The sequence below is a fragment of the Alloalcanivorax xenomutans genome, from assembly GCF_032810065.1.
In the GTDB taxonomy this organism is placed as follows: Bacteria; Pseudomonadota; Gammaproteobacteria; order Pseudomonadales; family Alcanivoracaceae; genus Alloalcanivorax; species Alloalcanivorax xenomutans.
Window position 1 is genome coordinate 3,825,001 of record NZ_CP136538.1, and the last position, 17,159, is coordinate 3,842,159.

17 protein-coding genes (1 of these 17 running past the window's edge) are annotated in these 17,159 nt (G+C 63.1%); 7 read left to right on the forward strand and 10 right to left on the reverse strand.

Going from position 1 to position 17,159, the window contains the following annotated elements; all coding sequences use genetic code 11:
• Nucleotides 1-1,171: the 5' portion of a tyrosine--tRNA ligase gene (tyrS, locus tag RYH70_RS17695; protein ID WP_317010176.1), read on the reverse strand. Its footprint begins 29 nt before the window's first position; 1,171 of the gene's 1,200 nt are visible here — the first part of the coding sequence; its start codon is at nucleotides 1,169-1,171; its stop codon lies off the left edge, out of view.
• A 295-nt stretch (nucleotides 1,172-1,466) separates the two neighbouring features.
• Between tyrS and RYH70_RS17700 the strand changes: the two genes are divergently transcribed.
• Both RYH70_RS17700 and RYH70_RS17705 read left to right on the forward strand, forming a co-directional pair.
• Nucleotides 1,467-2,768, forward strand: a complete 1,302-nt coding sequence (locus RYH70_RS17700) for a peptidoglycan DD-metalloendopeptidase family protein (protein ID WP_022995101.1) — start codon at nucleotides 1,467-1,469, stop codon at nucleotides 2,766-2,768.
• Complete coding sequence (locus tag RYH70_RS17705; protein WP_317009462.1) at nucleotides 2,758-3,849, forward strand: anhydro-N-acetylmuramic acid kinase; 1,092 nt, start codon at nucleotides 2,758-2,760, stop codon at nucleotides 3,847-3,849. The genes RYH70_RS17700 and RYH70_RS17705 overlap by 11 nt, the downstream gene beginning before the upstream one ends.
• On the opposite strand, the gene RYH70_RS17710 is transcribed toward RYH70_RS17705, so the two are convergent.
• From RYH70_RS17710 to RYH70_RS17730, 5 genes are all read right to left on the reverse strand, one after another.
• Nucleotides 3,850-4,392, reverse strand: coding sequence for a phosphatase PAP2 family protein (locus RYH70_RS17710; protein WP_258954022.1), 543 nt, complete (start codon nucleotides 4,390-4,392; stop codon nucleotides 3,850-3,852). It abuts the gene before it with no gap.
• A gap of 103 nt (nucleotides 4,393-4,495) precedes the next feature.
• Nucleotides 4,496-4,834: an iron-sulfur cluster insertion protein ErpA gene (erpA, locus tag RYH70_RS17715; RefSeq protein WP_172800767.1), complete on the reverse strand. Its 339-nt coding sequence runs from the start codon at nucleotides 4,832-4,834 to the stop codon at nucleotides 4,496-4,498.
• Nucleotides 4,835-4,960: 126 nt separating this feature from the next.
• Nucleotides 4,961-5,398, reverse strand: coding sequence for a bactofilin family protein (locus RYH70_RS17720; RefSeq protein ID WP_014996135.1), 438 nt, complete (start codon nucleotides 5,396-5,398; stop codon nucleotides 4,961-4,963).
• 68 nt (nucleotides 5,399-5,466) lie between these two features.
• Nucleotides 5,467-6,219, reverse strand: coding sequence for a DUF6776 family protein (locus RYH70_RS17725; protein WP_031228276.1), 753 nt, complete (start codon nucleotides 6,217-6,219; stop codon nucleotides 5,467-5,469).
• A 163-nt stretch (nucleotides 6,220-6,382) separates the two neighbouring features.
• Nucleotides 6,383-7,759, reverse strand: coding sequence for a chloride channel protein (locus tag RYH70_RS17730; RefSeq protein ID WP_022995106.1), 1,377 nt, complete (start codon nucleotides 7,757-7,759; stop codon nucleotides 6,383-6,385).
• Between the two features lie 136 nt (nucleotides 7,760-7,895).
• Between RYH70_RS17730 and hemJ the strand changes: the two genes are divergently transcribed.
• The 4 genes from hemJ to hemL all read left to right on the forward strand — a co-directional run bounded on the left by hemJ (nucleotide 7,896) and on the right by hemL (nucleotide 11,292).
• Nucleotides 7,896-8,321 carry a protoporphyrinogen oxidase HemJ gene (gene hemJ / locus RYH70_RS17735; protein ID WP_022995107.1) on the forward strand — a complete coding sequence of 142 codons (426 nt, stop codon included), beginning with the start codon at nucleotides 7,896-7,898 and terminating at the stop codon, nucleotides 8,319-8,321.
• Nucleotides 8,322-8,426: 105 nt separating this feature from the next.
• The gene (gene thiD, locus RYH70_RS17740; protein ID WP_317009463.1) at nucleotides 8,427-9,221 is read left to right on the forward strand and encodes a bifunctional hydroxymethylpyrimidine kinase/phosphomethylpyrimidine kinase; all 795 of its coding nucleotides are present in this window, start codon (nucleotides 8,427-8,429) and stop codon (nucleotides 9,219-9,221) included.
• Nucleotides 9,218-9,856, forward strand: a complete 639-nt coding sequence (thiE, locus tag RYH70_RS17745; RefSeq protein ID WP_284455180.1) for a thiamine phosphate synthase — start codon at nucleotides 9,218-9,220, stop codon at nucleotides 9,854-9,856. Before thiD ends, thiE begins: the two co-directional genes overlap by 4 nt.
• 146 nt (nucleotides 9,857-10,002) lie before the next feature.
• Nucleotides 10,003-11,292, forward strand: a complete 1,290-nt coding sequence (hemL, locus tag RYH70_RS17750; RefSeq protein WP_022995110.1) for a glutamate-1-semialdehyde 2,1-aminomutase — start codon at nucleotides 10,003-10,005, stop codon at nucleotides 11,290-11,292.
• A 120-nt stretch (nucleotides 11,293-11,412) separates the two neighbouring features.
• Here hemL and RYH70_RS17755 read toward each other — a convergent pair whose 3' ends face one another.
• The 4 genes from RYH70_RS17755 to mrcB form a co-directional block, all read right to left on the reverse strand.
• Nucleotides 11,413-12,357, reverse strand: coding sequence for an IS110 family transposase (locus RYH70_RS17755; protein ID WP_233917054.1), 945 nt, complete (start codon nucleotides 12,355-12,357; stop codon nucleotides 11,413-11,415).
• Nucleotides 12,358-12,656: 299 nt separating this feature from the next.
• Nucleotides 12,657-13,121 (reverse strand): Cys-tRNA(Pro) deacylase, encoded by a 465-nt coding sequence (gene ybaK, locus RYH70_RS17760; protein ID WP_022995111.1) that lies wholly within the window; start codon nucleotides 13,119-13,121, stop codon nucleotides 12,657-12,659.
• Nucleotides 13,118-13,630, reverse strand: a complete 513-nt coding sequence (locus RYH70_RS17765) for a tetratricopeptide repeat protein (RefSeq protein WP_231504658.1) — start codon at nucleotides 13,628-13,630, stop codon at nucleotides 13,118-13,120. The genes ybaK and RYH70_RS17765 overlap by 4 nt, the downstream gene beginning before the upstream one ends.
• Complete coding sequence (mrcB, locus tag RYH70_RS17770; RefSeq protein ID WP_284455179.1) at nucleotides 13,606-15,930, reverse strand: penicillin-binding protein 1B; 2,325 nt, start codon at nucleotides 15,928-15,930, stop codon at nucleotides 13,606-13,608. Before mrcB ends, RYH70_RS17765 begins: the two co-directional genes overlap by 25 nt.
• 204 nt (nucleotides 15,931-16,134) lie before the next feature.
• On the opposite strand from mrcB, the gene RYH70_RS17775 reads away from it, so the two are divergent.
• Entirely contained in the window at nucleotides 16,135-17,139 is a 1,005-nt protein-coding gene (locus tag RYH70_RS17775; RefSeq protein ID WP_026948174.1) for an adenosine kinase, read from the forward strand.
• Nucleotides 17,140-17,159 lie beyond the last annotated feature (20 nt).

Genomic DNA, 17,159 nt, shown 5'->3' on the forward strand with positions numbered 1-17,159 from the left:
TCTTGCCGGCCTGAATCACCGCGCTTTCGCCACGTTTGAAGCTGCGCTCCGTGGCCAGTTGCTGACCGTCCACGTAAACCGCGCCGCGCCCGAACACATCCTTGGCCGCCTTGCCATTCTGAGCCAGCCCGGCGAGACGAAGCAGGGGCACGATGTGCACTTCATCGCCATCATCCAAGACCACCTCGACTTCCGGCACATTCTCCGGGATGTCTCCCAGGGCAGTGATATTGCCGGCGGAGGACGGCGCTGCCCGCGCCGCCTCCTCGCCATGGAAACGGGTCACCATCTCCAGAGCGAACGCCTTTTTTGCCTCCTGGGGGCTGCCCAGGCGCTCGGCTTCCGCCTTCAGCCGGGCCAACTCCTCATTGGATACCGCACTGAGCAGCTCGTAATAGCGCCAGGTCAGTGCGTCCGGCAAGGACAGCAGCTTGCGGTACATATCCCCTGGAGCGTCGGTGACGCCAACATAGTTCCCAAGGGACTTGGACATCTTCTGCACCCCGTCCAGGCCTTCCAGCAGCGGCATGGTCAGGCAGATCTGTGGCGGCTGACCATGCCCCTTTTGCAGCGTCCGCCCCATCAGGAGGTTGAACTTCTGATCAGTCCCGCCCAGTTCGACATCGGCCCGCAGCGCCACGGAGTCATACCCCTGCACCAACGGATAGAGGAACTCGTGGATGGCAATGGGCTGGTTGCCTCGATAGCGCTTATCGAAATCATCCCTCTCCAGCATCCGCGCCACCGTATACTGACTGGCCAGGCGAATCAGATCGGCCGCGTCCAGTTCGCCCATCCAGGAGGAGTTGAACGCCACCTCGGTCTTTTCCGGATCCAGGATCTTGAACACCTGCTCCTTGTAGGTCTCCGCATTACGCAGCACGTCCTCACGGCTGAGCGGCGGCCGGGTAACACTTTTTCCGGAAGGGTCCCCGATCATGCCAGTGAAATCACCAATCAGGAAAATCACCTGGTGCCCCAGATCCTGAAAGTGGCGCAGCTTGTTGATCAGAACGGTATGCCCCAGATGCAGATCCGGGGCGGTGGGATCAAATCCGGCTTTGACACGAAGAGGGCGCCCGCTTTCCAGACGAGCCCGCAGTTCGTCTTCCTGAATAATCTCATCCGCGCCCCGGCGAATCAGTGCCAGCTGTTGATCCACATCAATCATCGATTGCCTCTGCCATTCCATATCCGCGCTCCGCTCCCGCCGTGAAAGTCCGGGAACCGGCGCCGCTAGCGGTGCTCCAATAACACCAGCCTGTTTGAACCGCGGCATTGTAGCACCTTGGAATAGTTGTAAAAGACATATAAAGACAGGTATCTTTGCTGCAATATTTTTTTCATCGCCTCAGGCGGCACAAACTCAGAGCGTTACTTACAGCATGAGAAAACATATATCCGCCCTCGGTCGATCGGTGCGCCATTTTCCCCGCACCCACCTTTTGCTCTCCGGAAGCCTTGTTTTGATCGTTACCCTGGTGACCCTGTTACCGGAATCCGGAGAAAGTCGACCCGAACGCCCCCAGACCCTGAATTTGAACCTCGACGCCGCCGGCGATCCCCCTGTCGCCGCCAAACCGGCTCCGGCGGCGGACACCGAATCCGCACCAGACAGCGATCTCGCCGCCGAACCAGCACCTCCCGAGCCCACGCCCCAATGGGAGACCATCACCGTGGCCGCGGGCGACACCCTGGGCCGCCTGCTACAGGACCGCGGCGTTACCGCGGCCCAGGTTCACCGGCTGGTGACCGGCGACAAGCGTCTGCAGGATCTCAAGAATATCCGCCCCGGCCAGACCTTCGAGGTCCTGCTCAACGACCAGGGCGAACTTCAGGCTCTGAAGTACAAGCCTTCCAGGATCCAGACCATCACCGCCACTCTCACCGGAGACGGCACCTGGCAAGCCAGCAGCGAACAGCGCGAGTACCAGCGCCGCGTTCGCTTCGCCGACGCCACCATCAACAGTTCGCTGTTCCTTGCCGGCCAGGCCGCCGGCATGAGCGACAATCTGACCATGCAGCTGGCCAACATCTTCGGCTGGGATGTGGATTTTGTTCTCGATATCCGGCCCGGAGACCGCTTCCGCGTGCTCTTCGAGGAGCTGTACCTGGACGGCGAGAAAGTCGGCGAAGGGGACATCCTGGCCGCCGAGTTCTGGAACCAGGGCCGCCACTTGACCGCCTATCAGTATCAGGATGAAGACGGTGCCGTGGCGTACCTGGACGCGGAAGGCAACTCCATGCGCAAAGCCTTCATCCGCACCCCGGTGGCTTTTTCCCGCATCAGTTCCGGCTTTAACCCCGGGCGCCGCCATCCAGTGCTGAACACGATCCGCGCACACAAGGGCACCGACTATGCCGCCCCCTCCGGCACGCCGATCAAGGCCGCCGGCAAAGGCAAGGTCATCTTCGCCGGAGTCAAAGGCGGCTATGGCAACGTAATCATTGTCCAGCACGGCCGCCGCTACACCACGCTGTACGCTCACATGCGCGGCTTCGCCAAGGGCATTCGCGTGGGCACGCGAGTCAATCAGGGCCAGACCATCGGTTACGTGGGCTCTTCCGGCCTCGCCACCGGCCCCCATCTGCATTACGAGTTCCGCATTGACGGCGTGCATCGCAACCCGCAAACCGTCCCGTTGCCCAAAGCGCAGGGCGTCAGCCCGGGAAACAAGGAGCAGTACCTGGCTCAGGTGCGTCGCATGAACTCGCAGATGACCCTGTTTGCCGGAGCCGCCACCCTGGCACGCAGCGATGTCCGGTGACGGGCTCTACATTGGTCTGATGACCGGCACCAGCGTCGATGGCATCGACGCGGTGCTGGCCCGCATCGGCAAGCGGGACTTTCAACTCCTCGCCCACCAGGGCTCTCCCTTACCCGCCCCCCTTCGTGACGACATCCTGAAGCTGTGCCGCAGCGGCCCCGATGAGATCGATCAGGCCGGGCGCCTTCATCGGCAGCTCGGCGACGCTTACACCCGGGCCACGCAGGCCTTGCTGGCGCAATCCGGTTACCGGCCGGAGCAGATCCATGCCATAGGCTGCCATGGCCAAACCGTTCGCCACCGCCCCGGCGATCTCGGCTTCAGCGTTCAACTCGGTTGCCCAGACACCCTGGCCGTCCACACTGGCATCCCGGTAGTGAGCAACTTCCGCAATAAAGACATGGTGCTCGGCGGTCAGGGAGCGCCTCTGGTACCCCGCTTCCACCAGCGGCTGTTCGGCGCGGTGGCGCAAAAGGTCGCGGTGGTCAACATCGGCGGCATGGCCAATGTCACTCTGCTGGATGATGGCAAGCTGATTGGCGGCTTTGATACCGGTCCCGGCAATGTCCTGATGGACCTCTGGACACAACGCCATAAGGGCGAGCCCTATGACCGGGACGGCGCCTGGGCCGCCGGCGGCACCCTCATGCCGGATCTGCTGAACACCCTGTTGGCCGACCCCTATTTTCGGCTGCCGCCGCCGAAAAGCACCGGCCGTGAGCATTTCAACGAGGACTGGCTGCAACGGCAACTGCCGGCGGACGCCAACGCGCGGCAAGTGCAAGGCACCCTGGCGGAACTGACCGCCCGCACCATCGCCGACGCCCTTGGCGATTTCGCGCCACAACGGCTGCTGGTTTGTGGCGGAGGCGCCAATAACCGGCACTTACTCGCCCGCCTCCATATCCTGCTCGACATCCCGGTGCATTCCACCGAGGATTTTGGTCTGCACCCGGACTGGGTGGAAGCCGGCGCTTTTGCCTGGCTGGCCTGGGCCAGAGTCGAAGGAGAAACCGGGAATGCGCCAGCGGTCACCGGAGCCAGCCGGGCCGCGGTGCTCGGCCAGCTCACGCTGCCCTGATCACACGCTGCCGAGAACCCAAAGCGCGCTCAGCGTGGACGAGATGCCCAGGGTGGCGCCAGCGAGGATATCCGTGGGGTAGTGCACGCCCAGCAGCACACGCGAGGCGCCGACCATAAGAGCGAACATCACGGCCATGGGCGCCAGTGCCGGGAAGAAAACACAAATCAGGGTGGCCATGACGGAAGCCGCGGCGGTATGCCCCGACGGGAAACTGAAGCGGTCCGCCGGTTTGATGAAGGCATTGAGCGCCTCCACGCTGTCCGCCGGACGCGGGCGGCGAATCAGATTCTTCAGCAACATGAACGCCGGCACCTCAATGACGTAGGCAATAGCCGCCGCCTGCGCGAACACCGTGCCAATGCCATCCAGCAAGGTCCACACCAGAGCCACCAGCACCACGTACAGAGGCCCATCACCAAGGCGGGATACCAGGCGTGCCGCTCGGGCCCAACGGGCTGCCCGCGGCTGTTTGGACAGCCAGCACATGGCACGCACGTCGGCGGCGGTCATACGTTGGAAACTGGGTCGCTGAATCATCATGCCTCCAGCATCCATGCCCGTGGAGACAATGATTTGACTGTTTGGTGACGGTTTTATGACGATCCGTCAGGGGTGTCTCGCACGGAGATTGCCCTTGAAAGATTTACACAGAGAAGGAGGAGCCGCAACCGCAAGTTGTTGCCGCATTGGGATTGTTGACCACGAAGCGGGAGCCCATCAGCCCCTGCTCATAGTCCACTTCGGAGCCATCCAGGTACTGAATACTCATGGCATCCACCAGCAAGGTCACGCCTTCCCGGTCCACCGAGGTATCGTCGTCGTTAACCTGCTCATCGAAAGTAAAGCCGTAGGAGAACCCCGCGCAACCACCGCCAGTGATGTACACCCGCAGTTTCAGATCGGGATTGCCTTCGTCATCACGCAACTCCTGGACTTTCTGAGCCGCGCGCTCGGTCAGGGTAATAGGTGCGGATTCGCTCATCATGATCACTTCATATCCAGGGCGAGCATGGTCCAATACCTGAGTGTTTTAGTCAAGAATGACCGACGGCGGCTTGTGCCACCGCCATAAACCTCACCGGCATCAGCTTGAAACAGGCCCGATAGCTCAGACGGTTTCCGCCGGATCCGCCTCGACCTGTTCCCCGGCTTTCTGCCCGGGAGCCGGCAGATTACGCCGTTCCTCGTCCATGCGCACCAGTTTACCGTTGACCCGGGCGCCCATCACCATTTCCAGCATGATGTAATAGACATTGCCGTCCACCGACGCCTTGCTGGCCAGCTCCAGGTGCTCGGCGGCGCTGACGTCACCCTCCACCCGGCCATTAATGGTGACCCTCGGCACGTGAATCTCGCCGCGCACCACCCCGGTCTCACCGATGATCAGCTGTCCACCTTCATCGCCGGCACGAATGTTTCCTTCCACTTCCCCCTGAATATGCAGGCCACCGGTGAATTCCACATCCCCCAAGATGCGGGCACTGGCGGCAATCAGGGTGTGGTCGCGAAAGCCTTGTGCATTGCCTTTCTTATCTCGACCCAACACCGTTGTCTCCTGATGATTATCGTTGCGGCGGAGCGCTTCGAAGCGCGCCCCGCTCCCCCCCTGGAAGCTCACCAAGGCAGTCGTTGTTCCGACTGTGCGGTCCTTCGCCCGGATGCCGTGGCGGTCACCTCCAGAGATGACACCTGCAGTTCCGCGGGCACCGTTACAATACCCGAAAGCTCCTGAAAATACCGGAACTGAAACCTGTCCTCACTGTGCTCTTCAAGGTAATCCGTGGCATCGGCGGTAAACGCCTCGCCATCCCGGCTGCCGCGCAACGTGAAACTGACACGGCCGGACAGAGCGTCCCGGTTCTCCCCGGTTTGCACCAGCACCAGGCGATAACGCACCCGCCGTTCGCCCTCCGCGGGACTCAATTCCAGTTTTTGCACCACCAGCCCATGATTTTCGTCACTGGGGGACATCACACTCTTATAGAACGAGACCGCCTGCTCCAGTTCCGCCTGCTGATCACGCAGGGCCCGGATCTCCTGACGCAGCTGCTCGCGCGCCTGTTCCCCCACCTGAGCTTCGGTGCGGTACACCGCCAGATCCTTGCGGGCCTGATCCAGTTCCTGTTTGACCTGGTGCAAAGAGCGTCGGGCAGGCCCGTCCTCCTCACCCTCGCTACTGTCGCCGGCGATTACCGACAGCCCTGGCACGCCATACCACCAGACTAGGGCACCGCCGCCCACCAGACACCCCAGGCACAATACCAACACCGCCAGGCCCGCCAACAAACGTCGCCGCCGCTGGGTGGAGGGACTGATCGGCACCAGTACCACATCGTCCAACCGGTTTTTCACGCCCCACTTCGCCATCAGGACCACAACCCGCTATCGCTATTAGCGATGCGCGCCCTGGGATTGTTTGCCGTTTCAGCCAAGGCCATAGAATGCTCCAAACAGGTAACTCCCCCGAGCCCCGGGCTATTCAGGCCTCCGGAACCGGAAAATAATAGGCAGGGCCGTCCGGCCCGACAACTCAGGCCGTCTTGTCCTCACCGGCGAGACGCCGCCCCTCGGCCGCCATCCCCGCGCCGCTGGCCATGCGCTCCGCCAAAGAATCATACAATGGACGCGACCATACCAGTTTCGACACCGCGGCGGACAAAAAGGCGCCCACCATCAGAGACAACAGCAGATCGTGTCGGTTGCCGGTCAATTCCATGACGATCACAAAGGACGTGATCGGACGCTGAATCACGCCGGCCAGAAACGCCGCCATCGCCACCACGGTGATGCCGACCACCGAGGTCTCCGGGAACCAACCGCTCATGGCACTGCCGATGCCAGCACCAGCGGCCAGGCTGGGTGAAAACAAACCACCGGGCAGTCCAGTGAAATAGGACACCAGGGTCGCGCCCATTTTCGCCAGCGGGAAGGACCAGTCACCGACATGCTCTCCATCCAGCAGGCTGCGCGCCTCCTCGTAACCACTGCCATAAGTCGCACCACCGGTGAGCAGCCCCAGCGCCACCAGCACCACGCCACACAGAAACACCACCCGATACGGGTGCCTGACGGCATGCGGCGTCAACCAGCGGCTGCCACTGATCAGCAGACGACTGAACAGACCGCCCAGCAAACCGCAGATGAGCGCCACCACACCGATGGCCAGCCAGTTGGCCGTCAGTTCCAGATCGCCCTGGGGGTGGCCGAAGTAGCTGTAGTGGCCGTTGATCATCAGTACCACCACACCCGAGAGGATGATCGCCAGAATCAGGGTACCGCTGGTGCGTTGTTCGAAGGAGCCGGACAGTTCCTCAATGGCGAACACAATCCCAGCCAGCGGGGCATTGAACGCCGCCGACACCCCGGCCGCGCCCCCGGCGACGATCAGAGCGTTATCCACATATTTTTGCTGCAGACGTCCAACCTGACCCACCGAATACATCATCGCGGCACCGATTTGTACGCTCGGACCCTCGCGGCCGATACTGGCGCCGCACAGCACCCCAAGCACGGTGAGAACGAACTTCAGCGCGATCACCCGCAGCGACAGGAAGGTGGGGCGCAACCAATGGTAGCGTTGCTTGAGCACCACCAATACCTGAGGAATCCCGCTACCTTGGGCTTCCGGCCCCATGCGGCGCATCAGCCAGATGATCACCATCATCCCCAGCGGGGTCATGGCGACGGGGATGTAAGGCGAGTAGGCGTGAATGCGGTTGAAGGTTTCCGAGGCCAGCTCCACCGCCCAGGCGAACCCCACCACCAGCAACCCGACCAGCAGAGCACCGATCCAGAACACGGCGCGCAGCTTCCAGTCCTGAATGGTGCCCAATTGCCTGCGCGTAAGGCGCCGCGTGCGGAAGAAGTAATAACGTAACAGCCGGCCGGAACGCGGTCCTCTCTTCACTAGACTCCCCGAGCAGAAAAGCACACCCCGGCCAGCCCTCCGCCAACCCGGACGTGATCATTGAAAGCCGTTATAGTGTACGCCCGGAAGCCCGGTACAGCCACTGGGCCACTTTCGCTGCAAGGAGCCCCAATCCATGTTTTTGTGGCTGAAAGCCTTTCATTTGATTGCGGTTATATGCTGGTTCGCTGGTATTTTTTACCTTCCACGCCTGTTCGTGTATCACGCCATGGCCGAGGATCAGGTCAGTCGCGAGCGCTTCAAGATCATGGAGCGCAAACTTTACCGGGGCATCATGAACCCGAGCATGATCGTCACCGTGGTGCTGGGCCTGTGGATGCTGATCAGTCACTGGGACCTGTACAAAACCCAGGGCTGGATGCACGCCAAGCTGGCGTTGGTGGTATTGCTGATCGGCTATCATCATATGTGCCTGGTCCACCTGAAGAAGTTCGCCGCCGACGCCAACACCAAGAGCCACCGGTTCTTTCGAGTGTTCAACGAAATCCCGGTACTGTTGCTGGTCGGCATCGTGATTCTGGTGGTGGTCAAGCCGTTCTGATCGGGGCTCTTGACGCCCTTGGCTGAACGGCTGACGCTAGCGACATACGCCGGCGCCTTCGCCCGGCGTCCCACTCTCTGCCTTTCGGCTTTCGACGACGACACCATGAAACCCAATATTCTTGTTATCGCCGGACACGACCCTTCCGGCGGCGCCGGCATTCACGCCGATATCGAGGCCATCCATGATCTGGGCGGGCTGGCCAGCACGCTGATCACCGCGCTGACGGTGCAGAACAGCCAGCATGTGCAGGGCTTCCAACTGACCGATATCGACCTGCTCGAGCGCCAGGCGGACACCCTCCTCGCCGACTACGATTTCCAGGCGGTGAAGATCGGCATGACCGGCTCACTGGCCACGGTCCGCTTCATCGCCCGCCTACTGGCGCGTTTGCCCGGTGTACCGGTGATCCTGGACCCGGTCCTGGCGGCGGAAAGCGGCGGCAGCCTGACCCGGGAATCCCTCGGCGATGCCATGATCGGCGAGCTGGCGCCACGGTGCGAACTGCTCACCCCCAATCTGCCCGAAGCCCGGCTGCTGGCCGGAGACGACGGCACGACGGGCGCGACGGGCACGCAAAGCGTGTCCGAATACGGCCAACGCCTGTGCCAACGTGGCGCCAGAGCGGTGTTGATCACCGGCACCCATGACGACACCGACCAGGTCAGCAATCATCTGTTCCAGGGCACCGGTGAGACACAAAGCTGGCACTGGCAACGCCTGCCCCACGTCTATCACGGCTCCGGTTGCACCCTGGCGTCCTCCATTGCCTGCCTGCGTGGCCAGGGAATGCCGCTGGAGCAAGCCGTGGCGGAAGGGCAGGCCCGCGTGGATCATTACCTGCGCGCCGCCTGGCGGCCGGGCCAGGGCCAGCACGTGCCAGACCGGAGGACACCATGACATCCCGCTTGCATGGCCTTTATGCCATCACCGACCCCATGCTCATCCCGGATCAGCGTCTGCTGCCCGCGGCCCAGGCCGCTCTGCGTGGCGGCGCCCGGTTACTGCAATATCGCGACAAACCCGCCAGGGCCATGCAGCGGCTGGAGCGAGCCGGCCGCCTGGCCGAACTGTGCCGCCAATATGGTGCCCTGTTCATCGTCAATGACGACCCGGCCCTGGCCCAGGCGATCAATGCCGATGGCGTGCATATGGGGCAAAGTGACGGCGCCGTGCCCGCCGCCCGAGCCTTGCTCGGCGCCGACAAGATTATTGGCGTCTCCTGCCATGGCGATCTGGCGCTGGCCGCCAAAGGCGCCGCCGAGGGCGCGGATTACCTGGCGCTGGGGCGTTTCTACCCGTCCCATACCAAACCCAAGGCGCCACCGGTGACCCTGGAAACTCTGCGGGAAGCCCGTGACCGCTTCACTCAGCCCCTGGTCGCCATTGGCGGCATCACCGCGGACAACGCCCAGCCGCTGATTGACGCCGGCGCCGATATGGTCGCACTGATTCACGGTCTGTTCGCCACCGCCGACTGCGATGAAATCGAGGTCAGGGCGCGCCAGCTCTCCCGGTTGTTCCCGGTCCGCTGACCCGGAACGGTCATCTTCCGGAGGTGGCGACCGGTTTCCGGAATACGCATAATGCCCATCAATCCCCGGTGGCGGATGCCACCCTCATGATCCCTCGCCCGGCCCTTCCGTGAGCCGGGCCCGGATCCGTTTCGCAAGGAGTTCCCATGAGTCGCACGCAATCCGAACAGCTGTTTCGCCGTGCCCAGAAGCACATTCCCGGCGGCGTCAACTCTCCGGTCCGCGCCTTCAGCGGTGTCGGCGGCACCCCGGTGTTCTTCGAGCGGGCGGAGGGCGCCTACCTGTTCGACGAGGACGACAACCGCTATATCGACTACGTCGGTTCCTGGGGCCCCATGGTGCTGGGCCATAACACCCCAGCGGTACGTGAAGCCGTGCAACAGGCGGTGGCTCGCGGGCTGAGCTTCGGCGCGCCCACCGAGGCGGAAGTGGAAATGGCCGATCTGGTCTGCGAAATGGTGCCTTCCATGGACATGGTGCGCATGGTCAACTCCGGCACCGAAGCCACCATGTCCGCCATCCGCCTGGCTCGCGGCCACACCGGCCGGGACAAGATCATAAAATTCGAAGGGTGCTACCACGGCCATGTGGACAGCCTGCTGGTACAGGCGGGCTCCGGCGCCCTGACCCTGGGCACGCCCAGTTCCCCCGGCGTGCCGGCGGCGGTCACCGCCGACACCCTGGTACTGCCCTACAACGATGCCGCCGCCGTGGCGGAAGTGTTCGCCCAACAGGGCAGCGATATCGCCGCGGTAATCGTCGAACCGGTGGCCGGCAACATGAACTGCGTGCCGCCCACCCAGGGCTTCCTGGACACTCTGCGAGCCCAGTGCAGCGAGCACGGCGCGCTGCTGATCTTTGACGAAGTCATGACCGGCTTCCGCGTCGCTCTGGGCGGAGCCCAGGCCCTTTATGGCATCACCCCGGATCTGACCACCCTGGGCAAGATCATCGGTGGCGGCATGCCGGTGGGCGCCCTCGGCGGGCGCCGCGAGATCATGGAAAGCCTGGCGCCACTGGGACCGGTCTACCAGGCCGGCACCCTGTCCGGGAACCCGGTGGCGATGGCCGCCGGCCTGGCCACGTTGCAGGCTCTACGCGAACCGGGCTTCCATGACACTCTTGATGCCAAGGCGCGGCGCCTCACCGAAGGCTTGTCGATGGCGGCACGGGAATGCGGGGTCGGCTTCACCACCAATCAGGTGGGCGGCATGTTCGGTCTGTTCTTTACCGAGCAGACCCGGATCAGCCGTTTCTCGGATGTGATGGCCTGCGACAAGGAACGCTTCCAGCGCTTTTTCCATGCCATGCTGGACCGAGGCATCTATCTGGCACCAAGCGCCTTTGAGGCCGGTTTCGTCTCCATCGCCCACAGCGACGAAGACATCGACGCCACCATCAAGGCCGCCCGCGAAGCGTTCGCGGCGCTGCTGTAGCGATCCGTGGACCCAGCGGCACACAGTTCGCTGGGCGCTTACACATGTCGCTTCTAAAGCAGCTTCCCACGGACCGGACTACGAAGCCGCTGTGGGAGATTCTATGGTGCCCTGCAATGCTTAGAAGAGCTTTGCGGGGCAATATTCTTGTTGCTGCTTCATCAGGGCGAAGGCGGTGCGAGCGATCTTCCGGGCCAGGATCACCAAGGCTTGCGTGGTGTGCAGTCCCCGGTCCCGATAGCGCTGATAGAAGGCGCGCCAGACCGGGTGTCGAGACGCACTCATGGCGGCACAGTGCAGCAGTCGCCTGACCTCCGTATCCCCTTGCTTGGTCAGCTTACGCTTGCCTGTGAGTTTGCCGGAGTCGCGGACTCGGACATCCAGCCCCAGGAAGGCAACGAAAGCATCGCTGTTCTTGAAGTCCCCTCTCAGGAAGGCCATGACCAAGGCGGTGGCGGTGATCTCGCCGACCCCGTCGATCGCGTCGCAGCGTTGGACCTGAGTCTGTAAGCCGGCGGCGCTCACCGCGCTCTTGAGCCGTTTCTGGATCAGAGAGTCAATCCGGTCCATTTTGGCGATCAGGGCACGCAGAGGGGCCTTGAGCTCCGGTTCTCCGCTCAGGCTCTGACGTAATGCCGTGCGGGCCTTAACCAAGGCGGCCCGGCGACGCAGCAGGCTCTGCAGCATCCGGTACGCCTTTGGGGGCGGGCTCCACGGGCGTAACTCGTCTTTCTCCTTGTGCAGATGGCGGGCCAGCAACTGGGCATCGGCCAGATCCGTCTTGGCCCGCCCTCCAACGCCTTTGCGGTAGTTGCTGAGGCGGTAACCGTCCACCACATAGACCCGATGCCCCTTGGCGTGTGCGCGCTCGGTAATGTCCATGTGATAGGTGCTGGTCGCCTCAATGGCGATATCGCAGCCCTCGGGGAGGGTGGCCAGCCATTGGCGAATGGCTTGGGGCGTGTTGTCGATGGTGAAGGTTTGGTTCAGGCCCTGGAGGTGAATCACCAGGTCATCTTTCGCAACGTCGATCCCGATCTCCGGGCGGCTTGCCGGCATTGCCATGGGGCACCCCTGTCAGCTAGGTTAAATGGGCTTGTCGGGGCGCACCGTCACGCTGGCTTGCAGAGTATCGTCGGTCTGAGTGTGCGCTCAGCCGATGGATTCCTTATCGGCGTTTGAAGGTGCGGGGTGGGGCCATATCTCCCACAGTCTGTACCCTAGGGTCAGAAGCTTGCCTGGTCCCTCCACCCCGACAAGTCTTCTCCTTCTAAGACTTGCCGGGAAACCATACAAGCTTGCCTTGCAAGCGAATGGGCTCTCAGTTCCTACCGCTGGCCCATCGAATTGTGAGACAACAGTGGTCAGCGGGCCAGCGGCGCCAAGCGACCGCCGGTCAGTGCCAACAGGTCCACCGGCGCCATTTCAATTTCCAAGCCGCGCCGGCCGCCGCTCATATACAAAACACCTTGGCTTTCGGCACTGTGGTCCAACCACAGCGGCAGCCGCTTTTTCTGCCCCAATGGGCTGATACCCCCGAGCACATAGCCGGTAAGGCGTTGCGCCACGGCGGCATCCGCCATGGCCGCTTTCTTGCCACCGGCGGCTTTGGCCAGGGCTTTCAGATCCAGTTGTTTGTGCACCGGAACCATGGCCACCTGAGGCCGCTCATCCACCATCGCCAGCAGCGTCTTGAATACCTGTTCAACAGGCAGCCCCAGAGCGTCCGCGGCTTCCAGCCCATAGCTGGGTGCCTGTGGATCGGCCTGGTAGCTGTGTGTCCGAAAGGCCACGCCGGCTTTTTCGGCGGCCTTTACCGCCGGTGTCATGCCGTCCCCCGGCGCAGTTCCTGAGCCCGTTCGCGTGCCTCACGGGCGCCTTCCTTATCCCCTTGCCGTTCGCGGGCGGTGGCCACCAGATCCCACAGTTCCGCCTGATAACCCGGATTGTAGGGCGCCAGCCGCAGGGCTCTCAGGGCCAGCCCTTCAGCGGAGTGAGCGTCGCCTTCCTCCAGACGCAAGCGGGCCAACTGCCGGTACACCCAGGAGGAATCCGGTTCCATGCTCAGCGCCCGTTCCAGGTACCGTCCGGCCGCGGACATATTGCCCTGGTTGCGGGCCCCCTCAGCGCGATCAAGCAAAGCCAGCGCCGGCGACCCCTGCAGATCAGCCCGGGCATCCACCGGTTGCTGTCGCGGCTCACCGGAGGGCGGTGATGATCGGGACGAGGACGAAGACGCGGAAGTGCCGTAGTCGCCCCCCGTCCCCGTCGTTGGTGTCGTCGCGCAGCCGGCCAGCATGGCCGCCAGCAGCATCAGTCGAACCAGCCCTTGAACCATTGCAGTACCCCTTTCTTCTTGTCGCCGTCACGGGATCCGCAACGGTCGGCCTCCTCGGGAATCGATGCTGTCAGCATCGGGTAGCGGCGGGCACCATCACAGCTCTCGCCGCTGACCAGGGTACCGGACGGATCCATCCAAACCCACTCCACGCCGTCCGGCGGTTTCTGCGACAGGCTGCGTTGCGGCAATGAAGCCATCAATTGCGCCCACACCGGCACCGCGCCGGAAGAACCGCTGACCCCGGCCGGGCTGTTGTCGTCCCGGCCTACCCATACCACCGCCAGATGATTGGCGGAGAAACCGGCAAACCAGGCATCGCGGAAATTATCGCTGGTGCCGGTCTTCCCGGCCACCTTCACCGAAGCCGGCAACTTGGCGCGCACTCCACGACCGGTGCCCTGATCGACCACGTCCTGCATTGCTTGTTGCAACACGAACACCGGTTCCTGCGGCAACACCTCCTCGGTGGTGATGGGATAACGGGCGATCGGCTGGCCATCCTTGTCAAGCACATCGGTGATCGAACGCAACGGCGTGGAGAAACCGCCGGTAGCCAGCGGCTGATACATCATCGCCACTTCGAACGGCGTCAGTCCCAGACTGCCCAGCAAAATACTCGGATAGAGTGGAATGTCCCGCTGTACGCCCAATGTTTTCAGCGTCTCCGCCACCTTGCTCAAGCCCACTTCCATGCCGAGTCGTGCCAGAGCCTGGTTGCGCGAGCGCACCAGGACGTCATGGATCGGCATGGGGCCCAGGGATTTGTTGTCGAAGTTCTTCGGCTGCCAGGGTTCATTATTGCGCAACGGCACCGACAGCGGCTCATCGTTGACGATGGTCGCCAGGCTGTATTTTTCCGGTTGCTCCAGCGCCGCCAGCACCACCGCCGGCTTCACCAGCGAGCCGATCGGCCGCACCGCGTCCAGCGCCCGGTTGAACCCGTGCTCCCGGGAGCGGCGATTGCTGACCACCGCCAGCACATCGCCCTGGGTCGGCGCCACCACCACCACCGCCCCATTGAGATGGTTCTTGCCTCCGGGGTCCTTGTTTTCCAGGTGATCGCGCAGCGCCTTTTCCGCCGCCAACTGGGCCAGCACATCCAGCGTGGAGTGGATGCGCAGACCGTCGACGCCCAGCACCTCCGGCGGATAGTCACGGGCAAGTTGCCGCCGCACCAGATCGATGAACGCCGGGAACGCATAAAGCGGCGACTCGCCTCGCGGCACCACTTCAAGCCCCCGTTTGCTGAAGCGGTGCAATTCCTCCTCGCTCAGCGCGCCTTGCTGACGAGCCACCTGCAACACCGTGTTGCGGCGCTTGAGCGAACGCTCCGGGCGGCGCCGGGGATCGTACCAACTGGGCCCCTTGAGCAACCCCACCAGGGTCGCCAGTTGATGTGGTTCCAGCTCTTCCAGAGGACGCCCAAAATAGAACTGCGCGCCCAGCCCCATGCCGTGGATGGAACGGGATCCGTCCTGGCCGAGATAGACTTCGTTGATGTAGGCCTCGAGGATCTGTTCCTTGCTGTAATGCAGCTCCAGCAGTACCGCCATTGGCAGTTCCACCAGTTTGCGCAACAGAGTGCGATCCTGAGTGAGCCAGAAATTCTTCACCAACTGCTGGGTCAGTGTACTGCCGCCCTGCACCAGACGGCCGGCTTTGATATTGGCCAGCATGGCCCGGGCCAGTCCGCGCAGGGACACCCCGTGGTGCTCGTAGAAATCCTGGTCCTCGGTGGCCAGCAACATTTTCACCATCAGCGGTGGCACGCGGTCCAGCGGCACATAGACCCGGTCCTCACTGTGCCCCGGATGGATGCTGCCGATCTGCATCGGCTCCAGCCGTGCCAGGGAGCCTCCCTGCCCCGCCTGCAACGATGCAATCTCTCCACCGCCGAGACGCAGATTAAGGCGCTGGGAAGGTTCGCCGCCATCGCTGTCGCGGAACCCCCGGGTGTGAATGATCAGCCGATTGCCGTTCACCGAATAACTGCCCGGAGTGGGCGCGCCCGGCGCCTGCCGGTAGCGCATCAGCTCCAGCATTTTGAGCATGTCCGCCCGTGACAGAACCCGGCCGGGATACAGTTCCACCGGCCGGGCATAGACCCGCGCCGGCAACTGCCAGACATGGCTGTCAAACCGTTCCTGCACCAGGGCGTCCAGATAGATCAGGCCGGCGGCCATCGCCACCAGCCCCACCGCCAGGACCTTGGCGAGGAAACGCCCGCTGATCCAGCGCCGCGCCGACGCTTTCTTCTTACGGCGGCGCGGAGCCGCTCTCTTCGCTTTTTTTGCCATGGCCGGGAGTATACGGAAAAGTGTGGGGATTTTATGAGGGCCCCGGAAGGATTGATGCGCCGGCGGCGATCTTTGAGGAAATTTTGCAACCGCCCCGGCCATCTCCATAATAGGCCCCGCCAGGCCCGTCCCCCACCCGGGCCGCCTTCCGTCCCGCACGGAACCGGGATGATCAGAGGTGGGAACAGCCCCAACGGAGCCACCATGGAAAAGAAATACGACGTCTACGCCCTCGGCAATGCCCTCGTGGATACGGAAATCGAGGTCAGTGACGCCTTTCTCGAACGCATGGAGGTGGGCAAGGGGCTGATGACCCTGGTGGACCAGGCGCGCCAGGCGGAGTTACTCCGGGCACTGGAAGGCGAAGCCGAACCCCACAAGCTGACCAGCGGCGGCTCCGCCTGCAACACCGTGGTGGCGGCCCGTCAATTTGGCGGCAGCGGCTATTACGCCTGCAAGGTGGCCGGGGATGACACGGGTGATATCTTCGTGCGCGAGTTGCTGGCCGCCGGCGTCGACACCAACATGAACGGCAACCGCCCGCGGGGCATTTCCGGTCGCTGCCTGGTGATGATCACGCCGGATGCCGAACGCACCATGAACACCTTCCTTGGCATTTCCGAGCAGGTCTCCGAAGACGAGGTTGACGAACAGATCGTGGCGGCCTCCCGCTACGTCTATCTGGAAGGCTATCTGGTCAGTTCCCCCAGTGCCCGGGCCGCCGCCATCCGCCTGCGCCAACTGGCGGAAAAAAACGGCGTCGGCACGGCTCTGACGTTTTCCGATCCGGCCATGGTGCGTTTCTTCCGTGATGGCCTGACGGAAATGCTCGGCGACGGTGTTGATCTGCTGTTTTGCAACGAAGACGAGGCCAAGGGCTTTACCGACACCGATACTCCGGAAGCCGCCTTGGAAGCTCTGAAACCGCTGTGCCGCACCCTGGTGATGACACGGGGCGCGGAAGGTTCCTTGCTGTGGGACGGCCAGCAGACACACTCTGTCCCCTGCGATCCGGTGAAACCGGTTGACACCAATGGCGCCGGGGACATGTTCGCCGGCGCCTATCTTTATGCCATCACCCATGGCCACGACCCGGTCACCGCCGCCCGTCTGGCCAACGCCGCCGCGGGCCGCCTGATCGTTGAATTTGGCCCGCGCCTGCCCAGCGGCGCTCACCAGGAAATCCGCCAGCGCATTCTGGGCGAGTAGGCAAGCGAAAGGAGAGGAAG

Excerpts from the sequence above, each read along its gene's own strand:
- thiD (WP_317009463.1), top strand. The coding sequence starts at position 8,427 with ATGAAACCCAATATTCTTGTTATCGCCGGACACGACCCTTCCGGCGGC.
- thiE (WP_284455180.1), top strand. The coding sequence starts at position 9,218 with ATGACATCCCGCTTGCATGGCCTTTATGCCATCACCGACCCCATGCTC.
- RYH70_RS17755 (WP_233917054.1), bottom strand. The coding sequence starts at position 12,357 with ATGGCAATGCCGGCAAGCCGCCCGGAGATCGGGATCGACGTTGCGAAA.
- hemJ (WP_022995107.1), top strand. The coding sequence starts at position 7,896 with ATGTTTTTGTGGCTGAAAGCCTTTCATTTGATTGCGGTTATATGCTGG.
- RYH70_RS17710 (WP_258954022.1), bottom strand. The coding sequence starts at position 4,392 with ATGATGATTCAGCGACCCAGTTTCCAACGTATGACCGCCGCCGACGTG.
- mrcB (WP_284455179.1), bottom strand. The coding sequence starts at position 15,930 with ATGGCAAAAAAAGCGAAGAGAGCGGCTCCGCGCCGCCGTAAGAAGAAA.
- RYH70_RS17705 (WP_317009462.1), top strand. The coding sequence starts at position 2,758 with ATGTCCGGTGACGGGCTCTACATTGGTCTGATGACCGGCACCAGCGTC.
- hemL (WP_022995110.1), top strand. The coding sequence starts at position 10,003 with ATGAGTCGCACGCAATCCGAACAGCTGTTTCGCCGTGCCCAGAAGCAC.
- ybaK (WP_022995111.1), bottom strand. The coding sequence starts at position 13,121 with ATGACACCGGCGGTAAAGGCCGCCGAAAAAGCCGGCGTGGCCTTTCGG.
- erpA (WP_172800767.1), bottom strand. The coding sequence starts at position 4,834 with ATGAGCGAATCCGCACCTATTACCCTGACCGAGCGCGCGGCTCAGAAA.
- RYH70_RS17775 (WP_026948174.1), top strand. The coding sequence starts at position 16,135 with ATGGAAAAGAAATACGACGTCTACGCCCTCGGCAATGCCCTCGTGGAT.
- RYH70_RS17725 (WP_031228276.1), bottom strand. The coding sequence starts at position 6,219 with ATGGCGAAGTGGGGCGTGAAAAACCGGTTGGACGATGTGGTACTGGTG.
- RYH70_RS17765 (WP_231504658.1), bottom strand. The coding sequence starts at position 13,630 with ATGGTTCAAGGGCTGGTTCGACTGATGCTGCTGGCGGCCATGCTGGCC.